Source organism: Paenibacillus sp. FSL R5-0744, from assembly GCF_037972555.1.
Taxonomy (GTDB): domain Bacteria; phylum Bacillota; class Bacilli; order Paenibacillales; family Paenibacillaceae; genus Paenibacillus_AQ.
Map to the genome: position 1 here is coordinate 6134255 of NZ_CP150228.1, position 13781 is coordinate 6148035.

Here is a 13781-nt window from a genome sequence, read left to right on the forward strand (position 1 = left end):
GTTACGTATACACCCCCTGTGCTGTAGAGACAAACTCCTCGTTCAGCTTTTGCCCGATCTTGTTGATAATCGTATCAATGTCTCCGGCATTATTAATATTCCCGGTCGTCACCTGCACCGTCGGCGTAAGCTCCACAAAATTCTGGATCGCCTGAATCTCCGCTAGCTCACGCAGCATTTTCAGATCATCGCTAGAGATGTCTACAGTGTCGTTGATGGAGTCGAGTTGCTTCACGCGGTTTACGGTGTTTAGATTACCTGGAGTTCCTGCATTTTGAAAAGAACCCGTAGCTGAAGGTGTATTCATCGTAGGAACTACTGGAATTTCAGGCACGGTAGGCGTTTGCAAAGGTTTTGACAAATCCCCTGAATGGGTAGTATTCCACTGATTTAATGTGGTGTTATTACTCTTATTTCCACCTACATTTAATTTTTCTTTAAACTTATTGATATCAAAATTCTGGATTTTTTCTGCCCCTGAATTAAAAGAAGATCCAATGTCCATTTGCAAATCCTTTTTGAATTGACTGCTATCAACCTCTTCAATATGAAGATTGATCTCCGACTCTATACCAATAAATTTGCCAACAGCTCCAACTACTTTATTTATACTATCTAGCAAAAAGTTCACAGCGCCAATAATACCATTAACAAATCCGGTCCAAAGATCGATAACAAAGCCCACAAATTCTGCAACGAGCTGTCCCAGTCCCCTGAACATATTCGCCAAAAAGTCCCTCACAGGCTGAAGGGCTGCCACAATCCCTAAAAATGCTACTATAAGTGCAACTATAAGCCCTATTACAAGTGCAATTGGATTAGCACTCATCACAGCGTTGAAAATGCCTTGGGCTGCGGTAGCAATTCCGGTAGCAATAGATGAAATTCTAGTTGCAATTGTTGAGGCATTCATCGCGATTGCTAAGGCAATAACTCCAGCAACAACACCCAAAACAATCGGCAAAACAACAGGGTTGCTAAGAACACTCCAGAGATACAATGCACCTTGTACGACCTGCGAGAATACTTGTGCAAGTATCGCCAGTCCAATCGCTATCCCATCGATAATTGGCTGAAAGCTTCCATCTGAAAATGCCTGGTTAAGAATGCCTAATAGTGGTGACAATGCCGCAAGAGCACCTTCTCCCATACCAGCCAGAGAGTTGTTATAGTTTCCAAGAAGAGCTTGCCATTGATTAACAGGTGAATCCATCATGGTTTGTAGCGAATCACTCGTCATCCCTGACGTTGTCATAATATCTCCCAAAGTACTCAAAAAGGCTTCCATATTGCCCGTTCCGGCCACTAGATCAAGTCCACCCAGATCCTCTTTATCCACCTGAAGCATGGATGCTAAATCACTAGAATCCCCCTCAAAAGCAGAAGTAATCGCCGATGAAGTATCACCAATATCTTTACCCTCCGGAGACATCATGCTTAGCCTTGTGGAATAATCCATAAGCTTATCTAACTGATCCGTATTTTGAGTTTTAGGATAAAACGACAAGACACTTTCCATGGACTTGTTTACATCCTGTCCGGTATCTAGTGCCCTCTTCTTGAACTTATCAAACATTGCCACACCAACATCAGCATTTCCGGTTTTCGCTTTAAAAAGATCCTCCCATTTTTGCTGTTCAGCTGCAGGCGCAAGCACCTTTTCCATAACTCCTTTAACTTTTTCCAGTACACCTTTGGCTTTCCCAAAAGCACCGGTGATCTTTTCCCATGTACCCGCCTGCTGCTCAGCACCTGCTGCTCCTTGTTCTGCCGCATCGTTCAGTCTCTCCTGAGCCTGTACTGCGCCTCCAATAGAAGCTTGAATCCTGGTATAAGCTGCACTGTAATTGTTAGTGATGTTGTACACGGGCTTATTGACTATTTTCATACTGATTCGGTTTAAGGTTGCGGAAAAGGAATTTGAAATATTTGCAGAAACCTGAGTTGTAATTTGATTGGTTATATCATTAATCCATTGATTGGAGACTTGCTGGATTCCAGCTATATTGTTTTGCATACCTGCCATTCATTCACCCCCTATCTCTTCCTCGCCTTACTCCGTGCCTGATCCCGCTTCTCCTTCTCCACCCGAACAGAAATCATCGCATAGATTGCGGCACGTTCGCGCGAAGACAGCTTCATCAGCTCATGCGGTAAAATATGCAGCTCGTGGAGGGCGTAGTAAGCCAAGTTGGCTTCGCTGTCGCCCTCGTTGATTAGTTTTTTACTTCATCCACCAGCTCGTTCATATCTGTACCGAAGCCATTCAAGGCCTGTACCCGTTCACCCAGTGCCGCAAATTCACCTGGAAGCAGCATTTTACGCAGCAGCGTTTCGGCACCAAGAACACCATAAGAACGTTGTAGCTCAGCATTTTTCAGATCTGGATGCACCACACTTGAGGTCATAAGCTTAGCCATATAATCATTCGGTTCAATCTCGGAGGTATACACTCCGTTCTTACCTTTGACCTTACGAGTAGCTGCTTTACGGCATTCCTGATTCTCATCCTCGTTCATACTGCGTAGCTTCCAGGCAACTGCGTTTCCTTCCTTATCCTTAAACCGCTGCGATACTACAAACTCCTCGGTCGTGTCACATGCTACATTTTGCGCAAAAAACAAACTTAATTCACTCATTGTCTTCCTCCTAAAATGATTTAGTTTCTTCTAGTACTACTAACTAGACAGAGAAGAGACCCGCCGCTCACCTGCACGCCCGGGCCTTACTTGCTCCTATCTAGTTGTCTTTATTATTTTCCGGAGCCGGCGGGAGCGCCAAATGCTTGCACAATCTGCACGTCTTCAAAGGTAAAGCTCACTTCTTCTTCCAGCGCATCTGATTCTGTATCAAGAGAAGCCATGATGACACTATCAAGGTTCACGCCTTTTAAAATAATGCGTTGTGCTCCCACACTGGACGATGGGTCTTCATTCGTAACCTCAATATCGAAATATTGATCGACACCTGTATTCATATAATCGAGCATCATCTGGCGGAAACGGCTAGTCATATAAAAAATCGTCATCGAACCGCTGCCCGACCATCCAGTCGCTTTATGCTGAACACCACGGCGGCCTAGAGTCTTCACCTCTGCCTTTGTTTTTTCTACCGTAGCTTCAAGCGTCTTCACATAGAACATCTCTTCAGCTTGCGTACCAATCACGGCATACGCACGGCCCTCCTGGCCGGAAATCGTATCACTAGCTTTTAAAAATGCCATCTTAAACCACCTTCACTTTCATATATACTTTTTCTACGGAATCTACCGGTTTCACAGCCACATCCAGCACGATACTATCACTATCCGCACCAGCCACAACGACAACATCTGTCTGCGCGTTAAAGCCCTCAATCGCACCCATATCCTGCAGATCATTCATATAAGTCGCACATTGTGACCAGAACAGAGCCCGTCCATCTTCATTATTCGCTACCTTACCAATGTAGTAGTTCTCAAAAATACGCTTCAGATCATTCGCAATCCCATCCAGCACGCGTAGCACACGATTTTTGGAGAACGCTTTGCCTTTATCCGGAGAAAATGCCGTAAACGTGTTAATATCTTGCTCCACCACAGCTCGCCCTCCACTGTAAGTAAAGAGCAATTCACCTCGCAGCAAAGCTGCAGTCGTCTCAGAATGGCTAAGCCGCACATCAGCGTCAACGGAGTCGTCATATCCCTGATAAGTCAGTGATTGATTCACCTCAGCAGCAGCCGTAGCACCGGCCACCCAAGCAACAGCATTGTTGTTATCAATCCTAGTTCCGTCACTCAGTACTACCCCATTCTTCACGCTGATCACACCCTCATGACCCGCAGTAGCATAATCCGATAGTACAGCCTGCACTTTCTTACCTTCCGTATCCCGCAGTCTTCTCACCCAAGAGCTATACAGCGCCTTAAGCGTACTATCCTGTGATACTAGTCCAACCGTTTGGAACTCAAGCACCTCAAGAGCAGACAAGAAATCGCTATGCGCACCATTTGTCACCGTACCATTAGCTCCGCCAATAAGCGGCATCCCTGCGGTTAGCTTCAAGCCTTCTGCACCATTTTTCTGGAATTGTACATAATCGTTAGCGACCAACTCTTCAGCCGTTCCAACCGTTTGTTTATTCAGTTCAGTTCCATTCAGCAGTGTCTTTACATCAAAAAGAGCATTATTCTCAATATTCTTTTCAATAACAACAGAAAGATCGTTTCCGCGTACACCGCCGTATTTAGCCGTTACTTGCAGACCACTATTCGTAACTGCCGCTTTAACCCCTTCATTCAATCGATAGAGCAGTAACGTTCCCGCACGTTTCAGCGCTTCGCGTACTGGCAGTAATGTTAGATGTTCCAAATCATAACCTAGCAGCTTATTCACGTCGTCCTGCGGGGTAATCTCCATGATCACTCCAGGTTCTCCCCATGATAAGGCAAGTGCCAAAGCAGTAATCCCGCGTTCTCCCATTTTGCCGATGGCACCTTGATTCGATGCTACATTTACGTACACCCCTGGGCGCACTTTGTTTTGAGTTGTCCATGTTCCGCCTGCCATTAGTTCAAAACCTCCTTATTAATAAACAATCCCATAGATTGCTTCGCTTCTTCGATCGTATAACTTTTGTCATCGTGCAAAATAACGTTCAGCACATCCTTTTCCTTAGCCGTAAAAAGCGATGAATTCACAATCTGCTCTTTACCAAAACGATCTCCATTACTCACCTTTGTGCTCATTTCAGTCTTTCTCCTCCTATCATATGTCCCATCTTAATGGGGTCAGGCTTCTCACTTTGCAAATACACCATATAGTCCGTCGTAAAAAGCGGTCCATGTCCCACAGCCCCAGCTTCCCAGGCCTGCCTAACTACACGAAAAGAACCACCTTCTTGCTCCATCCCTGCCATTGCCTCGCTTAGCTTATCAGCCATTCTTTCGGCTTCTAGCAGACTGCCTTGTTCATAACGGATACCGAAGCGATAGACCGCTAAATATCGGCCTTCCCGCTGCCGATCCAGAGTCGTTGAGATCAGTCCGGGATAAAAATAAGCCGTCTGAGGTTTCTCCCCCTCCACATATACAGGCACATCTGGAAAGTACCTCTCCAGCGCACTGGTAATGTGTTCTCGTAATTGTTGTACCGACATCACTCCATTCCTTTCTGAACTGCGGCGGTTCGCCGATCCTTGATGGTGTTAACCTTCAATTGCATTAACATTAAGAAGACCCCCCTCTACTAAAATTAAGAACAAAAAGGATACTATCCGATGTTGGATAATACCCTTCTACACTAGGCCAATGCCAAAAGAATCTTTCACCGCTAGATTTGTTCTCATCACCACTAGGGTTGAACTATTAGCAGAGCATTCATGCTCTTGCGGTGTTCTTTTTGCTTCATTTGCCATGTTATAAATATACACCCCTATTTGCCTTGCAGAGACGGTATACCGACGAGGTTTAAGCTAGCTTTGGGATGGTATAGAGCGGTTTTTCGGAGGAACATAAAATCAATAAAAAAAGACCGCATCATCCGCTCGGACGACACAGTCTTTAGTAACCGTCTATATCTCTTAAGTAATACTAACCTTCTCTTTCTTCACTCTGGGCGCTGTTATTAAAGTGTTAAGGGACAGTAGACCGAGATCCGTTAAAGCCAAAGCCATCTTATAAAAAGCCTTCGAACGTATCTTCACGTAAGTATCCTTACTTACCGGTGGATCAAACACCTGATTGTAAATCGTATAATCGTACGTTTCGTCTCTTTTCATATAACGCTCTCTTACTAATTGCTGTTCCCTCGTATCGAGTCTTTCTACCACAGAGTCTATCGCCGAGCAAAAAGCCCTCCTGGCAGCCGGTATATCCACATTATATGAAGCTATCGCAGCAGTCTGATCAGTAACAGTATTCGTAGGACCATGAAATCTTTCTGTATACGAATAAGTAGTACTGGCTTCCTTAGCCTCAAATGTAACGGTCTTAAAAATACGGTATTTCTCCAACATGCTCTCTATAGCGACCTGGGTTCGGCGACGGTCTAGCTCCGGTAAAGCAGATAAGTTCATCATTTTATGCACTCCTTTAGGTTTTAACAGAATGAGATTAAATTGCGGAAGTTTCCTAAGCAATGTGCTAAAATATAAAAGTGTTCGTATTATGTTCGTATTTTTCTATAATATACCACTTCTCTACCAATCTCGTAAAATCCCGTTTGAGTCTGTTTTGGGCGAAAAAGGATAGCTTTCCCTCCATTATCTTGCCTTTTGGCAATAATATACGCTTTGTTGTTTACCAATTGGCAAAAATGGCTTATATTAATAACATAAGCTTCAGTCTATAAGGAGTGGTTGAGATGAAACAGGATTTTGGGGATTATATGAAGCAACTTCGCGAAACTAAGGGACTTACTATTAATCAATTGGCAGCAGCAGCAGGCATTAGCGGATCACAGATTTCACGGATTGAAAATGGTCTAAGAGGAGTTCCTAAGCCGACTACATTACGCAAAATAGCAGAGGCTACAGGAGTCCCGTACGAGGAGCTAATGGATCAAGCGGGGTATTTGCAGGAACAGGCTCTTCCAAGCGAAGAGATTGTCCCAGAGTGGGCTACAAGCAAGGACAAACGTGACTTCCGTAAAATGCTGGAGGATGATGGAGAGCTGATGTTTGATGGGATTCCACTAGACAAGGATGACAAACAGAGGATAAAAGATGTACTGACCGGCTTATTCTGGGAAGCCAAACAGATGAACAAGAGAAAGAAATCCAACAACACTTAATAACAACACTAACATGCTGCAGGTGAAGAATATGGATGAACTGATCAATAATCTGATTAAAAAATATAAAACCAACTGTCCGTTCGAGCTGGCCTCAGCGCTAGGTATTCATATTCGCTTCATGAACCTTGGGACAGGCACAAAGGGATTATATTACCGAAAACTAAGAAGAAGATTTATCGTCATTCATAATGAGTTGCCAGTTGAGTGGCAGCGCTTCGTTTGTGCGCATGAATTAGGACATGATCGTCTTCATAAGGGGATTAACCGCTTTTTTCTAGAGGAAAGCTCCTACTTCTCTCCTGGGAAGCTTGAACGTCAAGCTAATGTCTTTGCTGTAAAGCTACTATCCACAGGCAGTAATCCTGAGCAAGAAGAATCCTGTAAAAGCTATTATCTACGGATTGGCATTCCGCCAGAAGTACAGTTTCTTTTGGAAGAATGATAGAACATATGATATATGAATTTATGCGTGTTTTAATTCTATACATAACAAAAAAAGCTCTTACCGAAGTAAGAGCTTTCTAAGAGCAATTAAGCTGAGTATCGGGATGACACGATTTGAACATGCGACCCCCTGGTCCCAAACCAGGTGCTCTACCAAGCTGAGCTACATCCCGTTACTATAAAATTATGGAGCGGGTGATGGGAATCGAACCCACGCTATCAGCTTGGAAGGCTGAAGTTCTACCATTGAACTACACCCGCAAAGGTGAAAATCGGGATGACACGATTTGAACATGCGACCCCCTGGTCCCAAACCAGGTGCTCTACCAAGCTGAGCTACATCCCGTTAAAATACTATAATTGCTTAATAAAAAAAATGGCGCGCCCTGAGAGATTCGAACTCCCGGCCTTTTGATTCGTAGTCAAACGCTCTATCCAGCTGAGCTAAGGGCGCAAAAATTATGGAGCGGACGACGGGAATCGAACCCGCGACCCTCGCCTTGGCAAGGCGATGCTCTACCGCTGAGCCACGTCCGCAATAAGTGGTGCGCGTGAAGGGACTTGAACCCCCACGTCGTGAAACGCCAGATCCTAAGTCTGGTGCGTCTGCCATTCCGCCACACGCGCATGTAATAATAAAAGTGAGCCATGAAGGACTCGAACCTTCGACACCCTGATTAAAAGTCAGGTGCTCTACCAACTGAGCTAATGGCTCGCACTTGGCTGGGGATATAGGATTCGAACCTATGAGTGACGGAGTCAAAGTCCGTTGCCTTACCACTTGGCTAATCCCCATTGATGGTACCTCTATGTTGCCCATAATCTCTCAGGAAGATTATGGTGGAGGCTGAGGGGATCGAACCCCCGACCCTCTGCTTGTAAGGCAGATGCTCTCCCAGCTGAGCTAAGCCTCCATATCTATGGGACCCTCTAAGGGTAAGTACAAGTAAAAGTTGGTGACCCGTATGGGATTCGAACCCATGTTACCTCCGTGAAAGGGAGGTGTCTTAACCCCTTGACCAACGGGCCTTGCAAATCTGTGGAGCTCTCAACCGGATTCGAACCGGTGACCTCTTCCTTACCATGGAAGCACTCTACCTGCTGAGCTATGAGAGCATGGCTCCCCGAACAGGACTCGAACCTGTGACAACTCGATTAACAGTCGAGTGCTCTACCAACTGAGCTATCAGGGAATATCCGCTTGGCAACGTCCTACTCTCCCAGGACCCTTCGGTCCAAGTACCATCGGCGCTGGAGGGCTTAACGGTCGTGTTCGGGATGGGTACGCGTGGAACCCCTCCGCTATCGCCACCAAACGGGCATTTACATCGTAAATGCTCAGGCTTGAGTCGCCTGAAAACTGAATCCGAATCGAATTTGCGTTCTAAGTATAGGATAAGCCCTCGACCGATTAGTATTGGTCAGCTCCATGCATTACTGCACTTCCACCTCCAACCTATCTACCTCGTCGTCTTCAAGGGGTCTTACTAATTGGGAAATCTCATCTTGAGGGGGGCTTCACGCTTAGATGCTTTCAGCGCTTATCCCGTCCGTACGTAGCTACCCAGCCATGCTTCTGGCGAAACAACTGGTGCACCAGCGGTACGTCCATCCCGGTCCTCTCGTACTAAGGACAGCTCCTCTCAAATTTCCTGCGCCCACGACAGATAGGGACCGAACTGTCTCACGACGTTCTGAACCCAGCTCGCGTACCGCTTTAATGGGCGAACAGCCCAACCCTTGGGACCTACTTCAGCCCCAGGATGCGATGAGCCGACATCGAGGTGCCAAACCTCCCCGTCGATGTGGACTCTTGGGGGAGATAAGCCTGTTATCCCCAGGGTAGCTTTTATCCGTTGAGCGATGGCCCTTCCATGCGGTACCACCGGATCACTAAGTCCGACTTTCGTCCCTGCTCGACTTGTAGGTCTCGCAGTCAAGCTCCCTTATGCCTTTGCACTCTTCGAATGATTTCCAACCATTCTGAGGGAACCTTGGAACGCCTCCGTTACTCTTTAGGAGGCGACCGCCCCAGTCAAACTGCCCGCCTGACACGGTCCCCGTACCCGGTAAGGGTACTAGGTTAGAACCTAGATACGATCAGGGTGGTATCCCAACGGCGCCTCCACCGAAGCTTGCGCTCCGATTTCTACGGCTCCCACCTATCCTGTACAGATCGTACCCAAATTCAATATCAAGCTGCAGTAAAGCTCCATGGGGTCTTTCCGTCTTGTCGCGGGTAACCTGCATCTTCACAGGTATTAAAATTTCACCGGATCTCTCGTTGAGACAGCGCCCAAGTCGTTACGCCATTCGTGCGGGTCAGAATTTACCTGACAAGGAATTTCGCTACCTTAGGACCGTTATAGTTACGGCCGCCGTTTACTGGGGCTTCGGTTCATAGCTTCGGGTTACCCCTAACCACTCCCCTTAACCTTCCAGCACCGGGCAGGCGTCAGCCCGTATACTTCGCCTTGCGGCTTCGCACAGACCTGTGTTTTTGCTAAACAGTCGCTTGGGCCTTTTCACTGCGGCCCCCTCGTGCTATTCACACTACCGGGGCACCCCTTCTCCCGAAGTTACGGGGTCATTTTGCCGAGTTCCTTAACGAGAGTTCTTCCGCGCGCCTTAGAATTCTCTTCTCGCCTACCTGTGTCGGTTTGCGGTACGGGCACCTTCTCCTGGCTAGAGGCTTTTCTTGGCAGTGTGAGATCATGACCTTCGCTACTGTAATTTTCGCTCCCCATCACAGCCCAGCCTTAATGATGTGCGGATTTGCCTACACATCAGCCTCACTGCTTAGACGGACATATCCATCAGTCCGCGTCACTACCCTCCTGCGTCACCCCATCGCTCATAGCGGATTACGGTGGTACAGTAATTTCAAACTGTTGTCCTTCGACTACGCCTTTCGGCCTCGCCTTAGGTCCCGACTTACCCTGAGCGGACGAGCCTTCCTCAGGAAACCTTGGGCTTTCGGCGGATCAGATTCTCACTGATCTTTTCGTTACTCATACCGGCATTCTCACTTGTATGCTGTCCAGCGCTCCTTACGGTACACCTTCAACCCACATACAACGCTCCCCTACCCCAGATACATACGTATCTAGCCATAGCTTCGGTGGTGTGTTTAGCCCCGTTACATTTTCGGCGCAGAGTCACTCGACCAGTGAGCTATTACGCACTCTTTCAATGGTGGCTGCTTCTAAGCCAACATCCTGGTTGTCTGTGCAACTCCACATCCTTTCCCACTTAACACACACTTGGGGACCTTAGCTGATGGTCTGGGCTGTTTCCCTTTTGACAATGGATCTTAGCACTCACTGTCTGACTCCCGGCAATAAGTATATGGCATTCGGAGTTTGACTGAGCTTGGTAATCCTTGCGGACCCCGCACCCAATCAGTGCTCTACCTCCACTACTCTTATACCGAGGCTAGCCCTAAAGCTATTTCGGGGAGAACCAGCTATCTCCGAGTTCGATTGGAATTTCTCCGCTACCCCCACCTCATCCCCGCATTTTTCAACATGCGTGGGTTCGGGCCTCCAGTGCGTGTTACCGCACCTTCACCCTGGACAGGGGTAGATCACACGGTTTCGGGTCTACGTCCACATACTAAGTCGCCCTATTCAGACTCGCTTTCGCTGCGGCTCCGTCTTCTCGACTTAACCTTGCATGTTAAACGTAACTCGCCGGTTCATTCTACAAAAGGCACGCCATCACCCATAGATCGGGCTCTGACTTTTTGTAAGCACACGGTTTCAGGTTCTATTTCACTCCCCTTCCGGGGTGCTTTTCACCTTTCCCTCACGGTACTGTTTCACTATCGGTCGCCAGGTAGTATTTAGCCTTAGCAGATGGTCCTGCTGGATTCATACGGGGTTTCACGTGCCCCGCACTACTCGGGATCCGTCTCGGAGAGAACACAGTTTAGGCTACAGGGCTTTTACCTCTATCGCGGGCCTTTCCAGACCTCTTCGCCTACCATATTCCTTTGTAACTCCATGTGAGACGTCCCACAACCCCTAAGAGCAAGCTCTTAGGTTTAGGCTGTTCCGCGTTCGCTCGCCGCTACTGACGGAATCACTATTGTTTTCTCTTCCTCAGGGTACTTAGATGTTTCAGTTCCCCTGGTCTGCCTCTACATCTCCTATGTGTTCAGAGATGAGTAACTGCGAATTACCACAGCTGGGTTTCCCCATTCGGACACCCCCGGATCAAAGCTTGCTTACAGCTCCCCGAGGCAGTTTCGTTGTTCGCCACGTCCTTCGTCGGCTCCTGGCGCCTAGGCATCCTCCGTGTGCTCTTATTAGCTTAACCTTGATTTTTCCTAAGAAAAATCTCACTAATAACATTTACTTGTTTACACAAGTTGCTAAAAGATGTTCTAAAACGCAAATTCGTTTCGGTATCCAGTTTTCAAGGATCAATGTTTAAAGAAGGTATTGAATTAAAAATTATGGTGGAGCCAAGCGGGATCGAACCGCTGACCTCCTGCTTGCAAGGCAGGCGCTCTCCCAGCTGAGCTATGGCCCCATAAAAGATATAAAGTTATATGGTGGGCCTTGGTGGACTCGAACCACCGACCTCACCCTTATCAGAGGTGCGCTCTAACCAACTGAGCTAAAAGCCCATATAACATTGTGAATCAACCAAAGAATGGTTGTCCGCTTGGCGGCGTCCTACTCTCCCAGGACCCTTCGGTCCAAGTACCATCGGCGCTGGAGGGCTTAACGGTCGTGTTCGGGATGGGTACGTGTGGAACCCCTCCGCTATCGCCACCAAACGTATATGAAAGAGACTTACTCTTTCAAAACTGAACACGAGTGAGTGTTCGAACCCGAAGGTTCTATAATGGAAGTTTAACTTCCGATTTGAATGTCTTCATTGCAGAAGACGATTCTCCATAGAAAGGAGGTGATCCAGCCGCACCTTCCGATACGGCTACCTTGTTACGACTTCACCCCAATCATCTACCCCACCTTCGGCGGCTGGCTCCCTTGCGGGTTACCCCACCGACTTCGGGTGTTGTAAACTCTCGTGGTGTGACGGGCGGTGTGTACAAGACCCGGGAACGTATTCACCGCGGCATGCTGATCCGCGATTACTAGCAATTCCGACTTCATGCAGGCGAGTTGCAGCCTGCAATCCGAACTGAGACCGGCTTTGATGGGATTGGCTTCACCTCGCGGTTTCGCTTCCCGTTGTACCGGCCATTGTAGTACGTGTGTAGCCCAGGTCATAAGGGGCATGATGATTTGACGTCATCCCCACCTTCCTCCGGTTTGTCACCGGCAGTCACTCTAGAGTGCCCAACATTACTTGCTGGCAACTAAAGTTAAGGGTTGCGCTCGTTGCGGGACTTAACCCAACATCTCACGACACGAGCTGACGACAACCATGCACCACCTGTCTCCTCTGTCCCGAAGGCCGCCACTATCTCTAGTGGATTCAGAGGGATGTCAAGACCTGGTAAGGTTCTTCGCGTTGCTTCGAATTAAACCACATACTCCACTGCTTGTGCGGGTCCCCGTCAATTCCTTTGAGTTTCAGTCTTGCGACCGTACTCCCCAGGCGGAGTGCTTACTGTGTTAACTTCGGCACCAAGGGTATCGAAACCCCTAACACCTAGCACTCATCGTTTACGGCGTGGACTACCAGGGTATCTAATCCTGTTTGCTCCCCACGCTTTCGCGCCTCAGCGTCAGTTACAGCCCAGAAAGTCGCCTTCGCCACTGGTGTTCCTCCACATATCTACGCATTTCACCGCTACACGTGGAATTCCACTTTCCTCTTCTGTACTCAAGTCACCCAGTTTCCAGTGCGACCTCAGGTTGAGCCCAAGGTTTAAACACCAGACTTAAATGACCGCCTGCGCGCGCTTTACGCCCAATAATTCCGGACAACGCTTGCCCCCTACGTATTACCGCGGCTGCTGGCACGTAGTTAGCCGGGGCTTTCTTCTCAGGTACCGTCACTCCGATAGCAGTTACTCTACCGGACGTTCTTCCCTGGCAACAGAGCTTTACGATCCGAAAACCTTCATCACTCACGCGGCGTTGCTCCGTCAGACTTTCGTCCATTGCGGAAGATTCCCTACTGCTGCCTCCCGTAGGAGTCTGGGCCGTGTCTCAGTCCCAGTGTGGCCGTTCACCCTCTCAGGTCGGCTACGCATCGTCGCCTTGGTGGGCCATTACCCCACCAACTAGCTAATGCGGCGCAGGCCCATCCCTCAGTGACAGATTGCTCCGTCTTTCATTCTTTCTTCAGGAAAAAAAAGAAATTATCCGGTATTAGCTACCGTTTCCGGTAGTTATCCCAGTCTAAGGGGCAGGTTGCCTACGTGTTACTCACCCGTCCGCCGCTAAGTTATTTTGAAAGCAAGCTTTCAAAATAACTCCGCTCGACTTGCATGTATTAGGCACGCCGCCAGCGTTCGTCCTGAGCCAGGATCAAACTCTCCAATTAGTATTGAAAAGAGCGATATGCTCATTTTGAAACATCTGACGAGAAAATTAATTCTCTAATTTTGGATTTCACTTTCGTGATTTCCCACTCACTCGT

The 13781-nt window shown here is 47.8% G+C and carries 10 protein-coding genes, 14 tRNA genes and 4 rRNA genes; 2 read left to right on the plus strand and 26 right to left on the minus strand.

What is annotated here, in order from left to right; genetic code table 11:
• Window position 1 precedes the first annotated feature (1 nt).
• The 8 genes from MKY19_RS27140 to MKY19_RS27175 all read right to left on the minus strand — a co-directional run bounded on the left by MKY19_RS27140 (window position 2) and on the right by MKY19_RS27175 (window position 6057).
• Entirely contained in the window at window positions 2–2026 is a 2025-nt protein-coding gene (locus tag MKY19_RS27140) for a hypothetical protein (RefSeq protein ID WP_339798859.1), read from the minus strand.
• 11 nt (window positions 2027–2037) lie between these two features.
• Window positions 2038–2190, minus strand: coding sequence for a hypothetical protein (locus MKY19_RS27145; protein ID WP_179085817.1), 153 nt, complete (start codon window positions 2188–2190; stop codon window positions 2038–2040).
• A gap of 26 nt (window positions 2191–2216) precedes the next feature.
• Window positions 2217–2639, minus strand: a complete 423-nt coding sequence (locus tag MKY19_RS27150; protein WP_042131197.1) for a phage portal protein — start codon at window positions 2637–2639, stop codon at window positions 2217–2219.
• 113 nt (window positions 2640–2752) lie between these two features.
• Complete coding sequence (locus tag MKY19_RS27155; protein ID WP_076285579.1) at window positions 2753–3223, minus strand: phage tail tube protein; 471 nt, start codon at window positions 3221–3223, stop codon at window positions 2753–2755.
• Between the two features lies 1 nt (window position 3224).
• Complete coding sequence (locus tag MKY19_RS27160) at window positions 3225–4547, minus strand: phage tail sheath family protein (RefSeq protein ID WP_339798863.1); 1323 nt, start codon at window positions 4545–4547, stop codon at window positions 3225–3227.
• Window positions 4547–4726: a hypothetical protein gene (locus tag MKY19_RS27165; RefSeq protein WP_076285581.1), complete on the minus strand. Its 180-nt coding sequence runs from the start codon at window positions 4724–4726 to the stop codon at window positions 4547–4549. The genes MKY19_RS27160 and MKY19_RS27165 overlap by 1 nt, the downstream gene beginning before the upstream one ends.
• Window positions 4723–5136 (minus strand): DUF6838 family protein, encoded by a 414-nt coding sequence (locus MKY19_RS27170; RefSeq protein WP_339798867.1) that lies wholly within the window; start codon window positions 5134–5136, stop codon window positions 4723–4725. The genes MKY19_RS27165 and MKY19_RS27170 overlap by 4 nt, the downstream gene beginning before the upstream one ends.
• Window positions 5137–5559: 423 nt before the next feature.
• Window positions 5560–6057, minus strand: coding sequence for an ArpU family phage packaging/lysis transcriptional regulator (locus MKY19_RS27175; RefSeq protein ID WP_143764102.1), 498 nt, complete (start codon window positions 6055–6057; stop codon window positions 5560–5562).
• A 284-nt stretch (window positions 6058–6341) separates the two neighbouring features.
• Between MKY19_RS27175 and MKY19_RS27180 the strand changes: the two genes are divergently transcribed.
• On the plus strand, window positions 6342–6770 hold the full coding sequence (locus MKY19_RS27180; protein WP_042192135.1) for a transcriptional regulator: 429 nt from the start codon (window positions 6342–6344) through the stop codon (window positions 6768–6770).
• A 31-nt stretch (window positions 6771–6801) separates the two neighbouring features.
• Entirely contained in the window at window positions 6802–7215 is a 414-nt protein-coding gene (locus MKY19_RS27185; protein WP_042194594.1) for an ImmA/IrrE family metallo-endopeptidase, read from the plus strand.
• A 101-nt stretch (window positions 7216–7316) separates the two neighbouring features.
• Here MKY19_RS27185 and MKY19_RS27190 read toward each other — a convergent pair.
• From MKY19_RS27190 to MKY19_RS27275, 18 genes are all read right to left on the minus strand, one after another.
• Window positions 7317–7390, minus strand: a tRNA-Pro gene (locus tag MKY19_RS27190).
• Between the two features lie 14 nt (window positions 7391–7404).
• A tRNA-Gly gene (locus MKY19_RS27195) sits at window positions 7405–7478 on the minus strand.
• Between the two features lie 11 nt (window positions 7479–7489).
• Window positions 7490–7563 (minus strand) — tRNA-Pro (locus tag MKY19_RS27200).
• Between the two features lie 31 nt (window positions 7564–7594).
• Window positions 7595–7671 (minus strand) — tRNA-Arg (locus MKY19_RS27205).
• 8 nt (window positions 7672–7679) lie between these two features.
• Window positions 7680–7754: transfer RNA gene (locus MKY19_RS27210), tRNA-Gly, on the minus strand.
• Between the two features lie 6 nt (window positions 7755–7760).
• Window positions 7761–7844, minus strand: a tRNA-Leu gene (locus tag MKY19_RS27215).
• 15 nt (window positions 7845–7859) lie between these two features.
• Window positions 7860–7932 (minus strand) — tRNA-Lys (locus tag MKY19_RS27220).
• Window positions 7933–7937: 5 nt separating this feature from the next.
• A tRNA-Gln gene (locus tag MKY19_RS27225) sits at window positions 7938–8012 on the minus strand.
• 43 nt (window positions 8013–8055) lie between these two features.
• A tRNA-Val gene (locus tag MKY19_RS27230) sits at window positions 8056–8131 on the minus strand.
• 40 nt (window positions 8132–8171) lie between these two features.
• Window positions 8172–8246, minus strand: a tRNA-Glu gene (locus MKY19_RS27235).
• An 11-nt stretch (window positions 8247–8257) separates the two neighbouring features.
• Window positions 8258–8333, minus strand: a tRNA-Thr gene (locus MKY19_RS27240).
• Window position 8334: 1 nt separating this feature from the next.
• Window positions 8335–8410, minus strand: a tRNA-Asn gene (locus MKY19_RS27245).
• A 6-nt stretch (window positions 8411–8416) separates the two neighbouring features.
• Window positions 8417–8533: ribosomal RNA gene (gene rrf, locus MKY19_RS27250) — 5S ribosomal RNA — on the minus strand.
• A gap of 75 nt (window positions 8534–8608) precedes the next feature.
• Window positions 8609–11537 (minus strand): 23S ribosomal RNA (locus MKY19_RS27255).
• A 140-nt stretch (window positions 11538–11677) separates the two neighbouring features.
• Window positions 11678–11753: transfer RNA gene (locus MKY19_RS27260), tRNA-Ala, on the minus strand.
• 20 nt (window positions 11754–11773) lie between these two features.
• Window positions 11774–11850: transfer RNA gene (locus MKY19_RS27265), tRNA-Ile, on the minus strand.
• Between the two features lie 36 nt (window positions 11851–11886).
• Window positions 11887–12003, minus strand: a 5S ribosomal RNA gene (gene rrf, locus MKY19_RS27270).
• A gap of 124 nt (window positions 12004–12127) precedes the next feature.
• Window positions 12128–13685, minus strand: a 16S ribosomal RNA gene (locus tag MKY19_RS27275).
• The 16S, 23S and 5S rRNA genes sit together here with 14 tRNA genes alongside, the layout of an rRNA operon.
• Window positions 13686–13781: the final 96 nt, after the last annotated feature.

What these genes read in the sequence shown, in the direction of transcription:
- MKY19_RS27140 (WP_339798859.1), bottom strand. Translation starts at nt 2,026, where the DNA reads ATGGCAGGTATGCAAAACAATATAGCTGGAATCCAGCAAGTCTCCAAT.
- MKY19_RS27150 (WP_042131197.1), bottom strand. Translation starts at nt 2,639, where the DNA reads ATGAGTGAATTAAGTTTGTTTTTTGCGCAAAATGTAGCATGTGACACG.
- MKY19_RS27155 (WP_076285579.1), bottom strand. Translation starts at nt 3,223, where the DNA reads ATGGCATTTTTAAAAGCTAGTGATACGATTTCCGGCCAGGAGGGCCGT.
- MKY19_RS27160 (WP_339798863.1), bottom strand. Translation starts at nt 4,547, where the DNA reads ATGGCAGGCGGAACATGGACAACTCAAAACAAAGTGCGCCCAGGGGTG.
- MKY19_RS27165 (WP_076285581.1), bottom strand. Translation starts at nt 4,726, where the DNA reads ATGAGCACAAAGGTGAGTAATGGAGATCGTTTTGGTAAAGAGCAGATT.
- MKY19_RS27170 (WP_339798867.1), bottom strand. Translation starts at nt 5,136, where the DNA reads ATGTCGGTACAACAATTACGAGAACACATTACCAGTGCGCTGGAGAGG.
- MKY19_RS27175 (WP_143764102.1), bottom strand. Translation starts at nt 6,057, where the DNA reads ATGATGAACTTATCTGCTTTACCGGAGCTAGACCGTCGCCGAACCCAG.
- MKY19_RS27180 (WP_042192135.1), top strand. Translation starts at nt 6,342, where the DNA reads ATGAAACAGGATTTTGGGGATTATATGAAGCAACTTCGCGAAACTAAG.
- MKY19_RS27185 (WP_042194594.1), top strand. Translation starts at nt 6,802, where the DNA reads ATGGATGAACTGATCAATAATCTGATTAAAAAATATAAAACCAACTGT.